Origin of the sequence: Streptomyces sp. NRRL S-378 (assembly GCF_000720645.1) — a bacterium.
In the GTDB taxonomy this organism is placed as follows: Bacteria; Actinomycetota; Actinomycetes; order Streptomycetales; family Streptomycetaceae; genus Streptomyces.
The window spans coordinates 18,605-35,218 of record NZ_JOBX01000017.1; the positions used below are offsets into that span (position 1 = coordinate 18,605).

General features: G+C 72.5%; 19 protein-coding genes and 1 pseudogene. 12 read left to right on the top strand and 8 right to left on the bottom strand.

From position 1 onward, the window contains the following. Positions 1–2: 2 nt before the first annotated feature. Positions 3–602, top strand: coding sequence for a hypothetical protein (locus IH80_RS0114780; protein ID WP_063757293.1), 600 nt, complete (start codon positions 3–5; stop codon positions 600–602). Between the two features lie 57 nt (positions 603–659). Here IH80_RS0114780 and IH80_RS0114785 read toward each other — a convergent pair whose 3' ends face one another. After that, complete coding sequence (locus tag IH80_RS0114785; RefSeq protein ID WP_078906532.1) at positions 660–1,766, bottom strand: NAD-dependent epimerase/dehydratase family protein; 1,107 nt, start codon at positions 1,764–1,766, stop codon at positions 660–662. 225 nt (positions 1,767–1,991) lie between these two features. Here IH80_RS0114785 and IH80_RS0114790 point away from each other — a divergent pair, with 225 nt between their 5' ends. The 3 genes and pseudogenes from IH80_RS0114790 (at position 1,992) to IH80_RS0114800 (ending at position 4,484) form a co-directional block, all read left to right on the top strand. Further along, the gene (locus tag IH80_RS0114790; protein WP_030960757.1) at positions 1,992–2,345 is read left to right on the top strand and encodes a PRC-barrel domain-containing protein; all 354 of its coding nucleotides are present in this window, start codon (positions 1,992–1,994) and stop codon (positions 2,343–2,345) included. A gap of 9 nt (positions 2,346–2,354) precedes the next feature. Continuing rightward, a pseudogene (locus IH80_RS39330) lies at positions 2,355–3,382 on the top strand (glutathione S-transferase family protein). A 58-nt stretch (positions 3,383–3,440) separates the two neighbouring features. After that, complete coding sequence (locus IH80_RS0114800) at positions 3,441–4,484, top strand: LacI family DNA-binding transcriptional regulator (protein ID WP_030960758.1); 1,044 nt, start codon at positions 3,441–3,443, stop codon at positions 4,482–4,484. A 52-nt stretch (positions 4,485–4,536) separates the two neighbouring features. On the opposite strand, the gene IH80_RS0114805 is transcribed toward IH80_RS0114800, so the two are convergent. Then, a complete protein-coding gene (locus IH80_RS0114805) occupies positions 4,537–5,187 on the bottom strand; it encodes a DUF4360 domain-containing protein (RefSeq protein ID WP_030960759.1) in 651 nt (216 codons plus the stop codon). A gap of 271 nt (positions 5,188–5,458) precedes the next feature. On the opposite strand from IH80_RS0114805, the gene IH80_RS0114810 reads away from it, so the two are divergent. The 3 genes from IH80_RS0114810 to IH80_RS40840 all read left to right on the top strand — a co-directional run bounded on the left by IH80_RS0114810 (position 5,459) and on the right by IH80_RS40840 (position 8,087). Then, entirely contained in the window at positions 5,459–7,264 is a 1,806-nt protein-coding gene (locus IH80_RS0114810) for a galactose oxidase early set domain-containing protein (RefSeq protein ID WP_030960760.1), read from the top strand. A 119-nt stretch (positions 7,265–7,383) separates the two neighbouring features. Continuing rightward, positions 7,384–7,629: a hypothetical protein gene (locus IH80_RS0114815; protein WP_030960761.1), complete on the top strand. Its 246-nt coding sequence runs from the start codon at positions 7,384–7,386 to the stop codon at positions 7,627–7,629. Further along, the gene (locus IH80_RS40840) at positions 7,626–8,087 is read left to right on the top strand and encodes a hypothetical protein (protein ID WP_051809325.1); all 462 of its coding nucleotides are present in this window, start codon (positions 7,626–7,628) and stop codon (positions 8,085–8,087) included. Before IH80_RS0114815 ends, IH80_RS40840 begins: the two co-directional genes overlap by 4 nt. Here the strand turns inward: IH80_RS40840 and IH80_RS0114825 are convergent. Genes IH80_RS0114825 through IH80_RS0114835 form a run of 3 tightly spaced genes read right to left on the bottom strand, consistent with a single transcriptional unit; the run spans position 8,084 to position 9,479 of the window. Further along, on the bottom strand, positions 8,084–8,662 hold the full coding sequence (locus IH80_RS0114825; RefSeq protein WP_030960763.1) for a HutD family protein: 579 nt from the start codon (positions 8,660–8,662) through the stop codon (positions 8,084–8,086). The genes IH80_RS40840 and IH80_RS0114825 overlap by 4 nt on opposite strands. After that, on the bottom strand, positions 8,659–9,030 hold the full coding sequence (locus tag IH80_RS0114830) for a DUF4180 domain-containing protein (RefSeq protein WP_030960765.1): 372 nt from the start codon (positions 9,028–9,030) through the stop codon (positions 8,659–8,661). Before IH80_RS0114830 ends, IH80_RS0114825 begins: the two co-directional genes overlap by 4 nt. 11 nt (positions 9,031–9,041) lie before the next feature. Beyond that, positions 9,042–9,479 (bottom strand): MarR family winged helix-turn-helix transcriptional regulator, encoded by a 438-nt coding sequence (locus IH80_RS0114835; RefSeq protein WP_030960766.1) that lies wholly within the window; start codon positions 9,477–9,479, stop codon positions 9,042–9,044. 152 nt (positions 9,480–9,631) lie between these two features. Here IH80_RS0114835 and IH80_RS0114840 point away from each other — a divergent pair, with 152 nt between their 5' ends. Further along, a complete protein-coding gene (locus tag IH80_RS0114840; RefSeq protein ID WP_037879998.1) occupies positions 9,632–11,143 on the top strand; it encodes an MFS transporter in 1,512 nt (503 codons plus the stop codon). Positions 11,144–11,223: 80 nt separating this feature from the next. Then, positions 11,224–11,742, top strand: coding sequence for a mycothiol transferase (locus IH80_RS0114845; RefSeq protein WP_030960769.1), 519 nt, complete (start codon positions 11,224–11,226; stop codon positions 11,740–11,742). 49 nt (positions 11,743–11,791) lie between these two features. On the opposite strand, the gene IH80_RS0114850 is transcribed toward IH80_RS0114845, so the two are convergent. The 3 genes from IH80_RS0114850 to IH80_RS0114860 form a co-directional block, all read right to left on the bottom strand. Then, the gene (locus IH80_RS0114850) at positions 11,792–12,187 is read right to left on the bottom strand and encodes a hypothetical protein (protein ID WP_030960770.1); all 396 of its coding nucleotides are present in this window, start codon (positions 12,185–12,187) and stop codon (positions 11,792–11,794) included. Positions 12,188–12,367: 180 nt separating this feature from the next. Next, positions 12,368–13,030 carry an NADPH-dependent F420 reductase gene (locus IH80_RS0114855; RefSeq protein ID WP_030960772.1) on the bottom strand — a complete coding sequence of 221 codons (663 nt, stop codon included), beginning with the start codon at positions 13,028–13,030 and terminating at the stop codon, positions 12,368–12,370. A 157-nt stretch (positions 13,031–13,187) separates the two neighbouring features. Then, the gene (locus IH80_RS0114860; RefSeq protein WP_030960773.1) at positions 13,188–14,549 is read right to left on the bottom strand and encodes an FAD-dependent oxidoreductase; all 1,362 of its coding nucleotides are present in this window, start codon (positions 14,547–14,549) and stop codon (positions 13,188–13,190) included. Between the two features lie 216 nt (positions 14,550–14,765). Between IH80_RS0114860 and IH80_RS0114865 the strand changes: the two genes are divergently transcribed. From IH80_RS0114865 to IH80_RS0114875, 3 genes are all read left to right on the top strand, one after another. Further along, positions 14,766–14,957, top strand: a complete 192-nt coding sequence (locus tag IH80_RS0114865; RefSeq protein WP_030960774.1) for a DUF5302 domain-containing protein — start codon at positions 14,766–14,768, stop codon at positions 14,955–14,957. Positions 14,958–15,133: 176 nt separating this feature from the next. Beyond that, complete coding sequence (locus IH80_RS0114870; RefSeq protein WP_030960775.1) at positions 15,134–15,547, top strand: rodlin; 414 nt, start codon at positions 15,134–15,136, stop codon at positions 15,545–15,547. A gap of 141 nt (positions 15,548–15,688) precedes the next feature. Then, positions 15,689–16,603 (top strand): glycoside hydrolase family 19 protein, encoded by a 915-nt coding sequence (locus tag IH80_RS0114875; RefSeq protein ID WP_030960777.1) that lies wholly within the window; start codon positions 15,689–15,691, stop codon positions 16,601–16,603. Positions 16,604–16,614: the final 11 nt, after the last annotated feature.

Sequence of the window (16,614 nt, forward strand, 5' to 3'; positions counted from 1 at the left end):
GCGTGAACAGGAGTCACCGGCCGCCCACGGGTCGTGCCCCCAGCTTCCTGGCCATCTACCTCAACGACCACCTGACCGGCGCGAACGCCGGCGTCGAGATGCTCCGCCGGGCCGCAGACGCCCACCGGGGCGGGGTCCTCGGCACCTCACTGGAGTCGCTGGCCGAGCAGGTGGCGCAGGACCGGCTGAGCCTGCGCACCCTGATGGCCGATCTCGACGTGCCCGTGATGAAGACCAAGGCCGCTCTCGGCCGGCTCGCCGAAAAGGTGGGCAGGCTGAAGCTCAACGGGCGGATCCTGTCCCGCTCCCCGCTCAGCGACGTCCTGGAACTGGAGGCGATGCGCCTGGGCGTCGAGGGCAAGGCGGCCTGCTGGCGTTCGCTGCGGAGCCTGGCCCGCACCGACCCCCGTATCGACACCGCCCTGATCGAGGAGCTCATCCAGCGGGCGGAGCAGCAGGTCCGCGCCCTGGAGGCGATGCGCAGCGCCTGCGCGTCGCAGCTCTTCGCCCGTGAGGCCCGCGGCCGGGCCGCGACGCCCCGTGCGGCGGAGGCCGTGGGGCGGCGCGGCCGGCACGGTCTGCCCGGGGCGCGCCCGACCTGACCGGCGCGGAGCCTCACCGGTCGCCCCGTTCCCTACCGCCGCAGCAGCCCCGCCGCCTCAGCCGTGTCCCCGGAGCCGTGCGAGGCGCCGGGGAGGCTCCGGGTCCGGAGCCAGTGGGGCGGTGTCCATGCCCGCGCCCGAACGGAGGCCGTGGAGGAACTCCTCCACGGCCTCCACCGAGGTGTGGACGGGGTCCCAGGACAGTTCCGCGCGAGCGCGCGAGCTGTCCATCAGCGGCAACCGCAGCACGGCGTCGAACAGGTCCGGGGAGGCCGGGACCAGGTGCAGCCGCCACGCCGCGGCGAGTGCGGCCCGTACGGGGGCCGTGGGCAGCGGCAGGCTGCGGGCGTCCAGGACCCGGGACAGGACCTCCGCGTCCAGGGGCGGGTCGGCCGCCAGGTTGAAGGGCCCGCGGACGGGGAGAGCGGCGGCGGCCCGGTAGGCGGCGGCCGCGTCGTCGGTGTGCAGGGCCTGGAAGCGCAGCCCCGCGAGGTCGGGTACGGCGGGCAGCAGCTCGGGCCGCAGGAACCGGCTCGGGAGCAGCCTGCCCGCGAAGATGCGGCGCTGTTCGGCGGCGGACTGCCGTTTGAAGAGGAAGCCCGGCCGCATGCGGACGACCCGGATGTCCGGGTGCGCGTGTTCGTAGGTGTCGAGGACCCGTTCGAGATAGGCCTTCTCCCGGGTGTAGGCGGCCTGCGGCCAGCCGTGGGTGGGCCAGCTCTCGTCGACGGCGCGGTCCTTCGGTCCCGGCGAGTAGGCGCCGACCGACGACGCGTGCACGAGCGCGGGCACGCCTGCGGCGGCGACGGCTTCGAAGACGCGGATGCTGCCCAGGACGTTGGTGCGCCAGGTCTCGGCGGGGTGGTGAGTGGGCTGGAACTTCCACGCGAGGTGGATGACCGCGTCGGCGCCGGTGAAGAGCGCGGCCAGGTCGGCGCCGCCCGGTTCCACGTCCACGGCCTGCCAGCGCGTCTTCGGCGGCCGCCACCCGGGGAGCCTGCGGGCGAGGCCGAGCACGGATCCGACGGCGGGATCGTCGGCGAGGGCCTGCACGACACTGGTCCCGACGTTCCCCGTGGCCCCGACGACCACGACGTGGGTGCCCCCGTCCCGCCGTTCGGCTCTGCGTTCGGTGTTGGTCTCCGCCGGTGCGTGCCGCTCCATCGTGTCGGCTCCTCTCCGGGAGGGCGCTGGCTGCCGGAGCGCCTACCCGTGCTCCTGCGGGGCATGCGTCCGCGCGGGGAGGGGCCGGGCCCGCGCGGGAGCGCGGCCGCTCCGGCATCCTGGGCGTGAACCGGACATTTGCGGGGAGGCGCCCGAGTGCCACCCGTCCGGCACCGGGCGGGCGCAGGTGCAGGCACACGCACAGCCACGAGAGAGGCGAGAGCCGTGACCGAGAAGGACATCTGGGGATACCACGAGGGCTCCGGCCACCACAGCGGCATCGATCTCGTCGGCTACAAGGTCGAGGCGACCGACGGCCACATCGGGAAGGTGGACAAGCACTCGGCGGACTTCCAGGCCTCCCACATCGTCGTCGACACGGGCGTCTGGATCTTCGGCAAGCACGTCCTGCTCCCGGCGGGCACCGTCGAACGCATCGACCCGGCCGAGGAGAAGGTCTACCTCAACCTGACCAAGGAGCAGATCAGGAACGCGCCCGACTACGACGAGGCCAAGTACGCCGGCGAACCGAACTTCATGAACCGGTTCGGCCACTACTACGGCCAGTCCCATATGTGAGGGGCGCCCATGAGGTACGTGAGCCCCGGCCGGGAGTACGCGCGCGACACCCGGTACCTCACCACGCGGATCACGGCCGACGGGAGTGAGGGGTTCCCGGTGGAGGCCGGCCGCTACCGGCTGGTGGTGGCCCGGGCCTGCCCGTGGGCGAGCCGGGCCGTCATCGTACGGCGGCTCCTCGGGCTGGAGGAGGCCCTGCCGATGGCCGTGGCGGGCCCGACCCACGACGACCGCAGCTGGACGTTCGATCTGGACCCGGGCGGCCGCGACCCCGTGCTCGGCATCGAGCGGCTCCAGGAGGCCTACCTGGCCCGCGACCCGGGGTACGACCGGGGTGTCACGGTGCCGGCGATCGTCGACGTACCGACCGGCCGGGTGGTCACCAACGACTTCGCGCGGATCACGCTCGACATGTCGCTGGAGTGGAGGGCGTACCACCGTGCGGGAGCCCCCGACCTGTATCCGCGGGCGCTGCGGCCGGAGATCGACGCGGTGAACGAGGTGGTCTACGAGGAGGTGAACAACGGTGTCTACCGCGCCGGGTTCGCCGGGTCGCAGGAGGCCTACGCGTCGGCGTACGAGCGCTGTTCGCCCGTCTGGACCTGCTCGGCGAGCGGCTCGCGGCGTCCCGCTACCTGGTGGGCGACACCATCACCGAGGCGGACGTGCGGCTCTTCACCACCCTGGTGCGCTTCGACGCCGTCTACCACGGCCACTTCAAGTGCAACCGGCGCAAGCTGTCCGAGTCGCCGGTGCTGTGGGCCTATGCGCGGGACCTGTTCCAGACCCCCGGGTTCGGCGACACCGTGGACTTCGACCACATCAAGCGGCACTACTTCCTGGTCCACGACGACATCAACCCGACCGGGATCGTGCCCGCCGGGCCGGACCTGTCCGGCTGGCTGGCACCGCACCGCCGGGAGGCGCTCGGCGGCCGTCCGTTCGGCGACGGCACCCCGCCCGCGCCGGTCCGCCCGGACGAGGCCGTACCGCCGGAGCACACCCCGCTCCCCTCCCGACCTCACACCCTGCGTTGATCACCCGTTACCCTTCTGTTCGGCGAGGCCACCGCCTGTTGATCATGGAGGAAATCACGTGCCCGAACCGCGTTCCGGCAGCCGCCCCACCCTGGAGGCCGTCGCGGCGCTCGCGGGCGTGTCGAGGGCCACGGTCTCCCGCGTGGTCAACGGCGGCGACGGCGTCCGCCCGCACCTGGCGGACCGGGTGCAGACGGCGATCCAGGAGCTGGGATACATCCCGAACCACGCGGCGCGCACGCTGGTCACCCGGCGCACCGGCGCGGTGGCGGTGATCATCCCCGAGCCCGAGGCTCGGATCTTCTCGGATCCCTTCTTCTCCCGTCAGATACGCGGCATCAGCAAGGAGTTGACCGCGCACGACACGCAGCTGGTGCTGCTGCTGGTGGAGGACCGCTGCGACTACGACCGCATCGAGCGGTACCTGGCCGGCGGCCACGTCGACGGGGCGCTCGCCTTCTCCCTGCACACGGACGATCCGCTGCCCGCCATCGCCGCCCGCATGGGCATGCCGATGGTCTACGGCGGCCGTCCCGGCTGGACCGCCGGGCCCGGCGAGGACGACAGGGTGACGTACGTCGACGCGGACAACCGCGGGGGCGCCCGGGACGCCGTACGGCATCTGCTGGCGCAGGGACGGCGGCGGATCGCGCACATCTGCGGCCCGCTCGACCAGACTTCGGCGGTCGACCGGCTGAGCGGTTACCACGACGTGCTCCCGGCCGCCGGGCGCGAGCTGGTCGCCGTGGGTGACTTCACCGCGGCGGGAGGGGCGCGCGCGATGGCAGAACTGCTCGACCGGGACCCCTCGATCGACGCGGTCTTCGCCGGCAACGACCTGATGGCGACGGGTGCGCTGCGCGTGCTGCGGGAGCACGGCCGGTCGGTTCCCGTGGAGGTGGCGGTGGTGGGCTTCGACGACGCCGAACCGGTGGCGGAGAGCGCCGACCCGCCGTTGACGACGGTGCGTCAGGACATCGAGGGCATGGGGCGGATGATGGCGCGGCTGCTGATGGAGCGGCTGGCCGACGGGCGCGAGGGCAGGACGGTACCGGGCCCGGTGATAACCGAGACGGCTCTGGTGCAGCGCGCGTCGGGCTGACGCGGACCCCGGGCGGACCCGGGGCCCGGCCCGGGCCCCGGGTCCGGAACGGTCACCGCTGGGGGCACTGCTTCCAGGAGAAGTGGTACACGCTGTTGATGCTGCCGTCCGTCGAGTCGAGGGCCATGAAGCTGGTCTTCGACGGGTCGGAGGTGCCGACTTCCGCGCGCAGTTCGGTGTTGATGTTGAAGTTGCGCTGCTCGCCGCACGGGGACCAGACCAGGGCCTCGATGCCCGTGGTGTCGGTGGCCTGCCAGTTGTCGTCGAGCGCGCCGTCGAACCGGTGGGTCCGGTAGGCGGTCTGGCTCATGCCCTGGAAGTAGTAGCTGGCCTTCTGCGTGCCGACCGCCCCCGGCTGGAGGCTGCCGAAGCCGCGGTAGTCGGCCTTGGCGATGGCGTAGGTGTAGCCCTGCGGTACGTGGACGACGAGGGACAGGAGGCAGTTCTTGCGGCCCTCGACGGCGGGGGCGCCGCCGCCGGCCTGGGCCACGTACTCGCTGTAAGTGACGGTGAAGGCCGAGTTGTCGGGTGACACGGCGACGGCGGCGCTGCCGGGGCGGCAGCCCGATCCGTTGACCGTGGCGACGTCCACGGTCACCTGGTCGGCGGGGGCGGAGGGGGAGGCCCCGGCGGAGGGGCTGAGCGTGACGAGCGTTGCGGTCACGGCGGCTGCGGTGAATCCGGTACGGAGCGACTTGATCACACCGACATGGATAGCGGTCTGCGGCGGGCGGGTCGGGGCGACGGGTACGCGCTCTCACCTTGACGGCCGAAACGGTTCACCGCAGAAACGATAAACCGCTGCATATCGACCGCCGAACGGCCCCAAGTGGCACCGGGTGCGACCCGATCGGGCCGGGTCGCACCCGCCGACACATCCGTTTCGTCCTAATATCGCCGAGATCCTTCAGGTCATCAGCGGGTTCCGGAGCCGGCCTCGGCACCGGGCCCTCCTGCGGTGAGGAGTCAGTCCCATGTCCCGCGCATCGCGGTCCACCGTCGTGTCGGTGCTGGCGCTCGCCACCGCCCTGGCCCTCCCGGTGGCCGGGCCGCCCGCTCCGGCCCGGGCCTCGGTCCACCACACCGGCGACGAGGCCGCCGTGCTCGGCGAGGACCACGCCCGCACCCACGCGTTGCTGCGCCAGGCCGCCCGGGGCAGCCAGGGGTATCCGCAGTCGAGGCGGACGGCGAGCCTGGCGGCGCTGGAGGAGTCCCAGCGCAAGGCCAACGCCGGTTTCGACGCCGCCCGGTTCGGCCGCTTCACACGGTTCTTCCCCTCCCCCGACTTCGGGGTCCACGTGGCCCTGCTGCCCACGGGCAAGGTGTTGCTGTTCTCCTTCGAGCGCGTGGAGGCGGACCCCACGAAGGAGACCGGGCCGACGAACACCGTCGGCCGGACCAACGCCGGCCGCGCCTGGCTGTGGGACCCCGCCGCGGGGACCGGGGCGCGGGCCTTCAAGAACGTGCCGCCCCCGGTGGTGCTGGTGCCCGACGGCACCTACTCCCCCCGCCCGGCGCCGTTCTTCTGCGCCGGGCACTCCTACCTGCCCAACGGGATGGTCGGGGTCTTCGGCGGCAACGTCGGCGGCAAGGGCGGCAGCGGCGCAAGGCTGTCCTTCGTCTTCGACCCGTGGACCGAGAAGTGGTTCCGCAACCGCGACATGGCAGTCGGCCGCTGGTACCCCTCCGTCGTGACCGGGGCGGACGGCCGGCAGGTCATCATGTCCGGCCAGTCCGAGCGCGGTACGGGCACCCCCACCCCCGTGGTGGAGCGCTTCCCCGCGCTCGGACACCGCGTGCCCTGGCGGCCGTACGACATCCCGGTCGGCGTCCCCGCCGAACGGCTCCGCTCGGACGCCCCCTTCCGCAACGACTACCCGCACCTCTTCTCGCTGCGCGACGGGATGATCTACGGACTCGGCCGCGACGCCGACCAGCAGTGGCTCTTCGACCCGGTCGGGGACGTACGCAGGGACCTGCCGCGGCGGCCCGCCGACTTCCGGGGCTACGGCTCGGCCGTCCCGCTGCCGGCCGGGTTCCGCGGCCCGGACTCCGTGCTGGTCCTCGGCGGCGACCCGCGCGACCCGCACACGTACCGGCTGTCCGGCGGGCGCTGGACCACCGAGGAGCCCAGGGCGTTCGGCCGCACCCAGGACGGCACCCTGATCCTGCCGGACGGCACGCTGATCACCGTGAACGGAGCCCTGGACACCCGGGACTACGGACACGGACCGTTCAACCCGAAGGCCGATCCGAAGTACCGGCAGGTCGAACTGCGCGACGCGCGCGGCCGGTGGACGCTGGGGCCGGCCCAGCGGCTGCCGCGCGGCTACCACTCCAACGCCCTGATCCTGCCGGACGGCCGGATGATGGTCACCGGCGACGAGCTCCAGCAGATCGCCAACGATCCCGACATCGAGGACGGGATGGACGGCAGCATCGAGCTCTACGAGCCCGCCTATCTGCACCGGGGCGCCCGGCCCGCGCTCGACCGGGTCCCGGCGGGCGACCTGCGGTACGACGCCGCCTTCCAGGTGTCCAGCTCGACGGCGAAGGACGTCCGGCGGGCCGTCCTGCTCGCCCCGACCACCGTCACCCATTCGGTGAACACCAGCCAGCGGCACCTGGACCTGCGGATCACCGGCGTCAGGGGCGACAGGATCGGGCTGCGGACCCCGCCGGGCGCGGCCGACGCCCCGCCCGGCCACTACATGCTCTTCCTGCTCGACGCCAACGGCGTGCCGAGCACAGCGAAGTGGATCAAGCTCGGCGTCCGCTGAGCCGCGGCCGGGCCGGGCCTTCCCGGGATCTTCACCCGCTCGACCGGCACCGATCGCCCCATCACGGACCCGCTCCTACGGTCGAGCGGGGAACCGACCGTCCGGACCGAGGAGTCACCGTGGGAAACAAGATCAAGAACGAGTTCACGTTCGTCGTCACCGGTGTGGAGCTGACCGAGGAGCAGCAGGAGCGGATCGGCCGGGCCGTCGCCCAGGCCGGCGCGCTGGCGCTGGGCGACTTCGGGCCGCGCGACGCGGTCGGGGTGCGGCTCGACCCGAAGGTCTGGTGGCACGGCCTGCCGCGGGAGGTGCTGGCGCAGGACCTCCAGCGGTTCGCCGCGGAAGAGGCCGGGTTCCCACAGTGAGCCCGACGACCGACGGCGGGGACGAGCGGCCGGTGCGGCCGCGCAGCTGTCCCAGCGGCGCCTGCCACGAAGGGGCTTCGCTGCTGGGCGTGATGACCGGTGGCGGGCGCCTGGCCTACCTGCCCGAGCCCGTGTTCGTCGACCGGGCCTTCGCCGGCCGGCTCGACGCCGGGGGCCGCCCCGAGCGTCGCTACCGGTTCACGGAGCCCTGCGCGGAATCCGCCTGTGCGCAGTGGACCGGGACGGCCTGTGGCGTCATCGACCACATCCTCGACGGCACGGCCGGCGCGGGCGTGCAGCGGGAGGACGGGCCGCTGCCGGACTGCGGCATCCGCCGCGACTGCCGCTGGTTCGCCCAGCGCGGGGCCGCGGCCTGTTCGGTCTGCCCCGCGGTCGTCGCGGACACCGGCGGCTCCGCCACGTACCGCTCGACGTACGGCCGGCCGGACAGCCCCTAGCGGAGGCGGACCACGGCCGCGCGGCCGGCGGTCCGTACCAGGCCCGTGAACGGGCCCCGCACCAGGGCCGCGTCGTACGGGCCCAGGGCGTGGCCCGGACCCCACGGGGCTTGGAGCGTCGCCGTGCCGTCCAGGGCGACCACCAGCAGGGTCTCGCCGGGTTCGGCGGTCAGGCCGAGCCGGCCCCGTACGACGGCGGTCTCCGCCGTCGCCGCGCCGCGGCGGTACATCACGTTGAAGTTCACGACGGGGCCGGAGAGGAGCCGGCAGTCGGTCGGCTCGTCCCCGGCGAAGTCCTGCGGCGCGAAGCGTTCGTCCACGAGCCGGTGGGCGCCCGCCACCACGAGGTCCATGCCCGCGCCCTCGGCGAGGGTGAGGGTGCGGTCGATCCCGGGGAAGACCGAGAAGGGGCCGTCCGACGCCACCTCGGCCAGGCTGGCCCGCCAGCGGAAGGACTCCATGTCCGCGTCCGCGGGCCAGGCGGCGATCTCGCGGGTGACTCCGCCGCCGTTCTTCCACACCGTGGCGGGCCGGTCGGCCGCGCGCAGGACGCGGACCTCGCCGCCGCCGTTCACGCCGAGCCCGGGGTCAGCCGCTCGCGCAGCTCCTCGGTGTCGGCGAGGAACCACGTCTGGCGCCCCCGGTTGCACTCGCGGACGAAGTCCCGCAGCGCCGGGCTGGCGGCCGTGTGGCGGGAGATGTCACCGAGGACGACGATGCCCACCCGGTACTGGACGAACTTCTGGATGATCTCGCCCGCGACCCGGGTGCTCAGCCGGAAGAACGCCTCGTCGAACCGCTCGACGGGGATGACGGCCCACTCGGCGCCCTGGTAGGAGGCGTTTCCGATGAAGTCCAGGGCCTCGCGTTCACCCGCGATGGTCCCGCCCTCGGCCCCGCACATCAGGACGGGCACGTCGTTGATCGTCTGAAGGGTGTCCACGGGGTTCGAGACTAGCCCTTCTCCATCGACGGGCGCAGGCGGGCCAGCAGGGCGTAGAGGGTCGCGCTCTCGGCCTCGTCGAGGGTGTCGAGCGCACCGTGGGCCGCCTGCATCTCCTCCCGTACGCGCCGGATGACCTGCCGGCCCGCGTCCGTGGCCACGACGTTCTTGACGCGCCGGTCGCTGGGGTCCGGTTCACGGCGCACCAGGTCGCGGGCCTCGAGGCGGTCCACGATGCCCGTCACGTTGGACGCGTCACAGACCAGCAGGACGGCGAGACCGCGCATGGGCACCGGGCCGTCCAGCTGCGCGAGGACGCGGGCCTGGGTGGGTGTGAGGCCGTGCTGGGCCGCGGCCGCGGCGAACTCGCGCCACTGGGCGGTGCCGATGGCGGCGAGCAGCTCCAGCAGCTGGACCTTCGTGGGGGCGGGGGTGGCGGTCTCGCTCATACCCGGAGCCTACTCAGGATGCTTGACATTATCAATTGTTTACTTGACTACCTCAAATATCGACCTCTACCTTCGATCGAGTTACTTGATGACATCAAACATCTGGGTTCCGAAGCTCCTCAGCTCCGAAACACGAAGAAGGTCCCGCAGCCATGAGCACCCCGTCCCCCGCAGCCCCGGCCCCCGGGCAGCGGAACGAGACGATCGTCGTCCTCGCCCTGAGCCTCGCCGCGATGGTCGTGTCGATGATGCAGACCCTGCCCGTCCCCATCCTCGGCCTGATCCGTGACGACCTCGGCGTCTCGACCGCCGACGTCAGCTGGGTGACCACCGCCACCCTGCTGTCGGCAGCGGTCTTCACCCCGCTGCTCGGCCGGTTCGGCGACCAGCACGGCAAGAAGCCCACCCTGGTGGCCGTCCTCGGTGTGATGGTCGCCGGCTCCGTCCTGACGGCTCTGGCCTCCTCGCTCCCGCTGCTGATCCTGGGCCGCGTCCTCCAGGGCGCCGCCACCGCGATCTTCCCGCTCGCGCTCTCGGTGCTGCGCGAGGAGATCCGCCCGCAGAAGCTGCCCGGCGCGATGGCCCTGGTCAGCGGCACGCTCGCGTTCGGCAGCGGCCTCGCGCTCGTCGCGACCGGCCTGCTCACCTCCGGCCCCGACGCGGACTACCGCGACGCGTTCTGGATGGCCACCGGCCTCGCGGTCCTCGCCCTGCTCGCGGTCCTCGTGCTGGTGCCCGCCACCCGCACCAAGACGGGCGGGCGCACCGACTTCCTCGGCGCCCTGACCCTCGGCGCCGCGCTGCTGCTGCTGCTCCTGGCGATCTCGCAGGGCCACGAGTGGGGCTGGACCTCCGGCCGTACGCTGGGCAGCTTCGCCGGCGCCGCCGTCATGGCCGCCGTGTGGGTGGTGACGGAGCTCAAGGTCAGCGAACCCCTGGTCGACATGAAGATGTTCGTGCACCGCCCGGTGCTCATGGCCAACCTGGCCGGCCTCCTCGTCGGGTTCGGCATGTTCGCGAGCTTCCTCGGCGTCTCGTACCTCGTGCAGATGCCCGAGGCGCTCACCGGCTATGGCTTCGACGCGTCGATCCTGCGCGCCTCCGTGCAGTTCCTGCTGCCCAGCGCGGTCGTCTCGCTGCTGGCCTCACCCATCGGCGGCCGGATCGTGCGCCACCGCGGGCCGCGCGTGGCCCTGGTCCTGGCCGCCGTACTGGGCACGGCCGGCTTCGCCTGGCTCGTCGTGGACCACAGCCACACCTTCTCGGTGATCGGCGCCGGCCTGGTCGTCGGCGCGGCCGTCAGCTTCGGCTACGCCGCCATGCCCGCCGTGATCATGTCCAGCGTCCCGCCGCACCAGAGCGGCATCGCCAACGGCATCAACTCGATCTCCCGCTCGACGGGCAGCGCGATCGGCAGTGCCGTTGTCACGACCATCCTCGCGTCCAGGACCATCGAGCACCTGCCCGCCGGGGTGCCCCCGCTGCCCGCCGAGTCCGGGTTCACCCTCACTTTCGCGATCGGGGCCGCGGCCTTCGCCCTCGTCGCGCTGATCGGCCGGCTCGGCCTGCGCGGTGGCCACCGGCCCGCCGCTGCGGCCCCCGCGCGGCCCGTCGCGGCTGAACCGGCCGCGAGCGCCGAGCCCGTGAAGGCCGCCGCCGGCTGACCCGGCGACCACCGGCCCGGCGGCCCGCCCTCGCGTGTCGTTCGCGCCGGGCGGGCCGCCGGACCTTGCATGGTGGGTCCATGAAGGCTACGGACGTCATCGCGGACGGGTTCGGTCGGATCCGGGAGGTCGTGCACGAGGCCGTGGACGGGCTGCCGGCGGAGCTGCTGGACGCCCGGGTCGACCCCGCGGCGAACTCGATCACCTGGCTGGTCTGGCACCTCACCCGGATCCAGGACGACCACGTCGCGGCCGCGGCGGAACGGGAACAGGTATGGCCGGCCGGGGGCTGGGCGGACCGGTTCGGCCTGCCGCTGCCCGCCGCGTCCACCGGCTACGGCCACTCGGCGCGGCAGGCGGGCACGGTCCGGGTCGGCTCGGGCGAGCTGCTCCTGGGCTACTTCGACGCGGTGCACGAGCAGACCCTGGGCTTCGTCCGGGGGCTCGCGGCCGCCGACCTGGACCGGGTGGTCGACGAACGCTGGGACCCGCCGGTCACCCTCGGGGTGCGCCTGGTCAGCGTGATCGCCGACGACCTCCAGCACGCCGGCCAGGCGGCCTACGTCCGGGGCGTGCTGGAGCGGCGCCGGGACTCCTGAGCATCCTGCGGGTCCGCCCGCACCGCGCGCGACGCGCGGTGCTCAGAACTCAGAACGGGTCGATCGCGGCCCGGCCCGTCGAGGCCGTGCACACGTCCCAGCGGTCCCCGGTCCGGCGCAGTTCCAGGAGCACCGCGACCCGGTCGCCGCCGGTCGGGGTGAGGTCCACATTGACGGCGGCGCTGTCGCCGCTCTCGGTGGACGACACGATGTGGTGCCCGAAGCGGGGCGCGAGGCCGTGCAGGGCGTCCGCGGGGTCCGGGGCGCCGCCGGGGCACCCGCTCGCCGGTCCGGCGGACGGTGCGGGACCGCCGGCGCCCACCGCTTCGAGGTACTGGTCCACCGCCCGGTGCAGCGGGCTGCGCCCCACGACACCGGTACCGGTGAACACGACCGCCATGACGATCGCGGCCACGAGCAGCGGCACCGCCACCGCAACGGCCACCAGCCCCGCTCCCGCCCCTCTGCGTTCCCGCACAGCCCCGCCCTCTCACCGCCGTCCGGCCGCTCCGGTCCGGCCCCTCTCCGTCTGACCGCACAGACGCAAGCGCGCCGCCGGCCGTTCCCGCGGCCGCCGCGGAAAGACCGCGATGCCCGGACCCGCGGTCCCGCCGGCCCGCGACCGTCAGCCGCGGAAGGCCGCCGGGCGGACCGGGGAGGCTTCGGCGAGGGCCCGGGTGACCCCTTCGACACCCTCCCGGAGTCCGTAGACCGGGGTGTCGGGCTGCTGGCGCCAGGAGTCGTCGAGGCCGCCCGCGTCGACCGTGTCGAAGCCGAGTTCCTCGATGAGGTCGCGTACGGCCTTCTTCGCCGCCTCGTCGTCACCCGCGACGGGCAGCGCGATCCGGTCCGCGGCACCGGCCGGGCGGTGGCGGTCGAGGATGTCCTGGGCGTAGGTGCCGTTGAAGGCCTTGATCACGGGGTGTCCGAGCTGCCGTTCGGTCCAGCGGCTCTCGGTCAGGCCCTCGTCCTCCACACCGGCGATCCGGCCGTCGCGCCGGCGGGGGTAGTAGTTGCCGGTGTCGATGACGGCGAAGCCCGGTGCCGCGCCGTCGAAGAGCCCTTCGGGCAGGTCCGGCACGTTCTTGAACGGGACGGTCACGATGACGATCTCGGCGCCCTGCGCCGCCCGGGCCACGGTGACGGGGGTGGCGCCGGTCTCCTCCGCGAGCGCGGTCAGGGTCTGCGGCCCCCGCGAGTTGGCCACCGCGACCTCGTGTCCGAGGGCGGTGAGCCGGCGGGTGAGGTTGCCGCCGATGTTGCCCGCTCCGATGATGCCGATCTTCATGAGCTCTCCAGTGCCTGCGGGGTCGGTGTCGTGCTCGTGTCCAACTCCCTTAGGCGGCGCGGCATTCCGCTCCCGAGCGGTCGTCCTCCGCACGAGGGCACCGGGGCGCCGCGTGTGCGGGGGCCGGGACCCCTCCGGGTCCCGGCCCCCGCCGTGCTCAGGCTCCGCTCGCGTCGAGCATCTCCTCGCGCTCCACGATCTTCACGCGCGCGCGGCCCTGGGGCTCGCCGAGGGCCTTCTCTGCGGCGTCCAGCCGGTACCAGCCCTCCCACGTCGTGTAGCGGACGCTGCGCTCGGCGAGGAAGCTCTCGACCGCTTCCGGCTGCGGCGAGGCCGGCGTGCCCAGACGGCCCTCCGCGTGGTCGGCGAGCAGGTTCGCGACGGTCTCGTTCGCGTCGCCCTTCGTGTGGCCGATGAGGCCGATCGGGCCGCGGCGGATCCAGCCCGTCACGTACGTCGACTGCATGTGGCCGCCGGCGTCGATCACGCGGCCGCCCTCGTCCGGGACGGTACCGGTCGCCACGTCCCAGGGGAGCTTGGGGAGCTCGTCGGAGAGGTAGCCGACCGCGCGGTAGACGGACTGCACGTCCCAGTCCGTGAACCGGCCCGTGCCCTTGACGTTGCCGGTGCCGTCGAGTTCGGTGCGCTCGGTGCGCAGACCGACGACCTTGCCGTCCTCGCCGAGGATCTCGGAGGGCGACTCGAAGAAGTGCAGGTACAGCTTGTGCGGCCGCTCGCCGATGTCGCGGATCGCCCAGTTCTCCAAGGTCTTGGCGACCATGTCGGTCTGCTTGTTCCCGCGCCGCTCGGCGATCGAGCCCTCGTCGTAGTCGATGTCCTCGGGGTTGACGATGACCTCGATGTTGGGCGAGTGGTCCAGCTCGCGCAGCTCCATCGGGCTGAACTTGGCCTGGGCCGGGCCGCGGCGCCCGAAGACGTGGACCTCGAGGGCCTTGTTCGCCTTGAGGCCGTCGTAGACGTTGGCCGGGATCTCGGTGGGCAGCAGTTCGTCGGCCGTCTTCGCCAGGATGCGCGCGACGTCGAGGGCGACGTTGCCGACGCCCAGTACGGCGACCTTCTCGGCCTCGAGCGGCCAGGTCCGCGGCACGTCCGGGTGGCCGTCGTACCAGGAGACGAAGTCGGCGGCGCCGTAGGAGCCGTCGAGGTCGACGCCGGGGATGTCCAGCGCGCGGTCGGCCGTGGCGCCGGTCGAGAAGATCACGGCGTCGTAGAAGGACCGCAGCTCGTCGAGGCTGATGTCGCCCGGGTAGTCGACGTTGCCGAAGAGGCGGACCTGCGGCTTGTCGAGGACCTGGTGCAGGGCGGTGATGATGCCCTTGATGCGCGGGTGGTCCGGGGCGACGCCGTAGCGGATCAGGCCGAAGGGCGCGGGCATGCGCTCGAAGATGTCTATGGACACACCGGGATCAACGGCGGCCTCGGACTTCAGCAGCGCGTCGGCGGCATAGATGCCGGCCGGGCCGGCACCGACGATTGCTACCCGCAGAGGGCGAGGCATGGCAGAGGTTCCCTTCGAGCGACGGCAAGGCGGATCAAGGTGGATCAAGGGGAACCCTAAACGAAGGTAAACCTAACCCAGCACCCGGTGTCGCTTTATGACCCCATAATCAAACCTTATGACCTCCCCAAGCCTCCCTTGGGCATTCGGGAACTCGCTGGTCAGCGCGTGCGGCGACTGTCAGACTGGAGCCGCTTGATCACTCCAGGAGGACGAATGGCTGACGAAGCAGGCACCCCGCAGGACGAGTCCCCGGCCGAGGCCGCCAAGCGCCGCTTCCGGGAGGCCCTGGAGCGCAACGCCGCGAAGGCCCACGCCCAGCAGTCCCACCAGAACCGGGCCAAGGTCCAGGGCGCCAGCAGCGCCGCGAGCGGCAAGAACAAGAAGGTCCGCCGCAAGAGCGGCTGACCCCCCGGCCACCCGCACCCCGGCCCGCCGCCACACGGCGGACCGGGGGTCCGGAACGCCGCCCCGTTGGGCCACTCGGGTGAGGGGGCATAACCCCGGGCACCGTCAGCAGTTGATCAGCGCGTCCCGCCGTGGGCAGCTATCTCATGCGACAGTGCGACCTAAGGATCCCCCAGATGCTCAAGAAGTTCATGGCCACCGCCGCCGCCACCGCCGCCGTGCTCGGCGCCGGTGCCGCCGCCGCCTCGCCCGCGATGGCGATCGGCAACGACAACGGCGTCAACACCGTGAACGGCAACGACGCGGCGCAGATCTACGGCAACCAGGAGACCCGCGGCAACCAGAGCCCGCAGCTCGGCGCCATCCAGGGCTCCCTCAACAAGCTCTGCGTCGGCCTGCCGGCCAAGGTCAACGCCCAGTCCCTGCTCGCGGTCCTCGCCAACATCGGCGTCCAGGACGTCAACGTCCTGTCCAACCCGCAGAACCAGCAGTGCGCCGAGAACTCCACCCAGGCCAAGGGCGACGAGGCCCTCTCGCACATCGCCAGCAACATCCCGGTCCTCTCCGGCAACCTCTCCGCCGGCAGCTGATCGGTTCTTCCGCGCCGGTGTCACGCGTCACGCGTGGCACCGGCGCTTTGCGTTGGTCTAGACCTTGACAGGTTCAGACCATTCCGTTTCAGTGGGCGCTGTTGTCTCCACGGCAATTCCCCCCACTGAAGGAGCAGTTACGTGATACGTGCGCTTCGCCGCCGAGCCCTCGGCCTGGTCGCCGCCGCGGCCGTCACGGCCGGTCTCGCCCTCGTCCTTCCCTCCTCCCCCGCCTCCGCCGCGGCCCCCTGCGCCTCCCCCTGGGCCTCCTCCGCCGTCTACACGAACGGCATGAGCGCCTCCCACGGCGGCCGCAACTGGCAGGCCAAGTGGTGGACCCAGGGCGAGACCCCCGGCACCACCGGCCAGTGGGGCGTCTGGGCGGACCAGGGCGTCTGTGGAGGCGGTGGCGGTCAGGACCCGGATCCCGACCCGTCCGGATTCGTCGTCTCCGAGGCCCAGTTCCACCAGATGTTCCCGAACCGGAACCCCTTCTACACCTACAACGGCCTGGTCGCGGCGCTGTCCGCCTACCCCGGTTTCGCCAAGACCGGCGACGACACCGTCAAGCGGCGCGAGGCCGCCGCCTTCCTCGCCAACGTCTCCCACGAGACCGGCGGACTCGTCCACATCGTGGAGCAGAACACCGCCAACTACCCCCACTACTGCGACGCGACCCAGCCGTACGGCTGTCCGGCCGGGCGGGCCGCCTACTACGGCCGCGGGCCCATCCAGCTCAGCTGGAACTTCAACTACAAGGCGGCCGGTGACGCCCTCGGCATCAACCTCCTCGCCAACCCCTACCTGGTGGAGCAGGATCCGGCCGTCGCGATGAAGACGGCGCTCTGGTACTGGAACACCCAGAACGGCCCGGGCACCATGACCGCCCACGCCGCCATGGTGAACGGTGCGGGGTTCGGCGAGACCATCCGCTCCATCAACGGCGCCCTGGAGTGCAACGGCGGCAACCCTGCCCAGGTCCAGAGCCGGATCTCGAAGTACCAGAGCTTCACCCAGTTGCTGGGCGTCACCCCGGGCAACAACCTGAGCTGCTGACCCGGGATCCC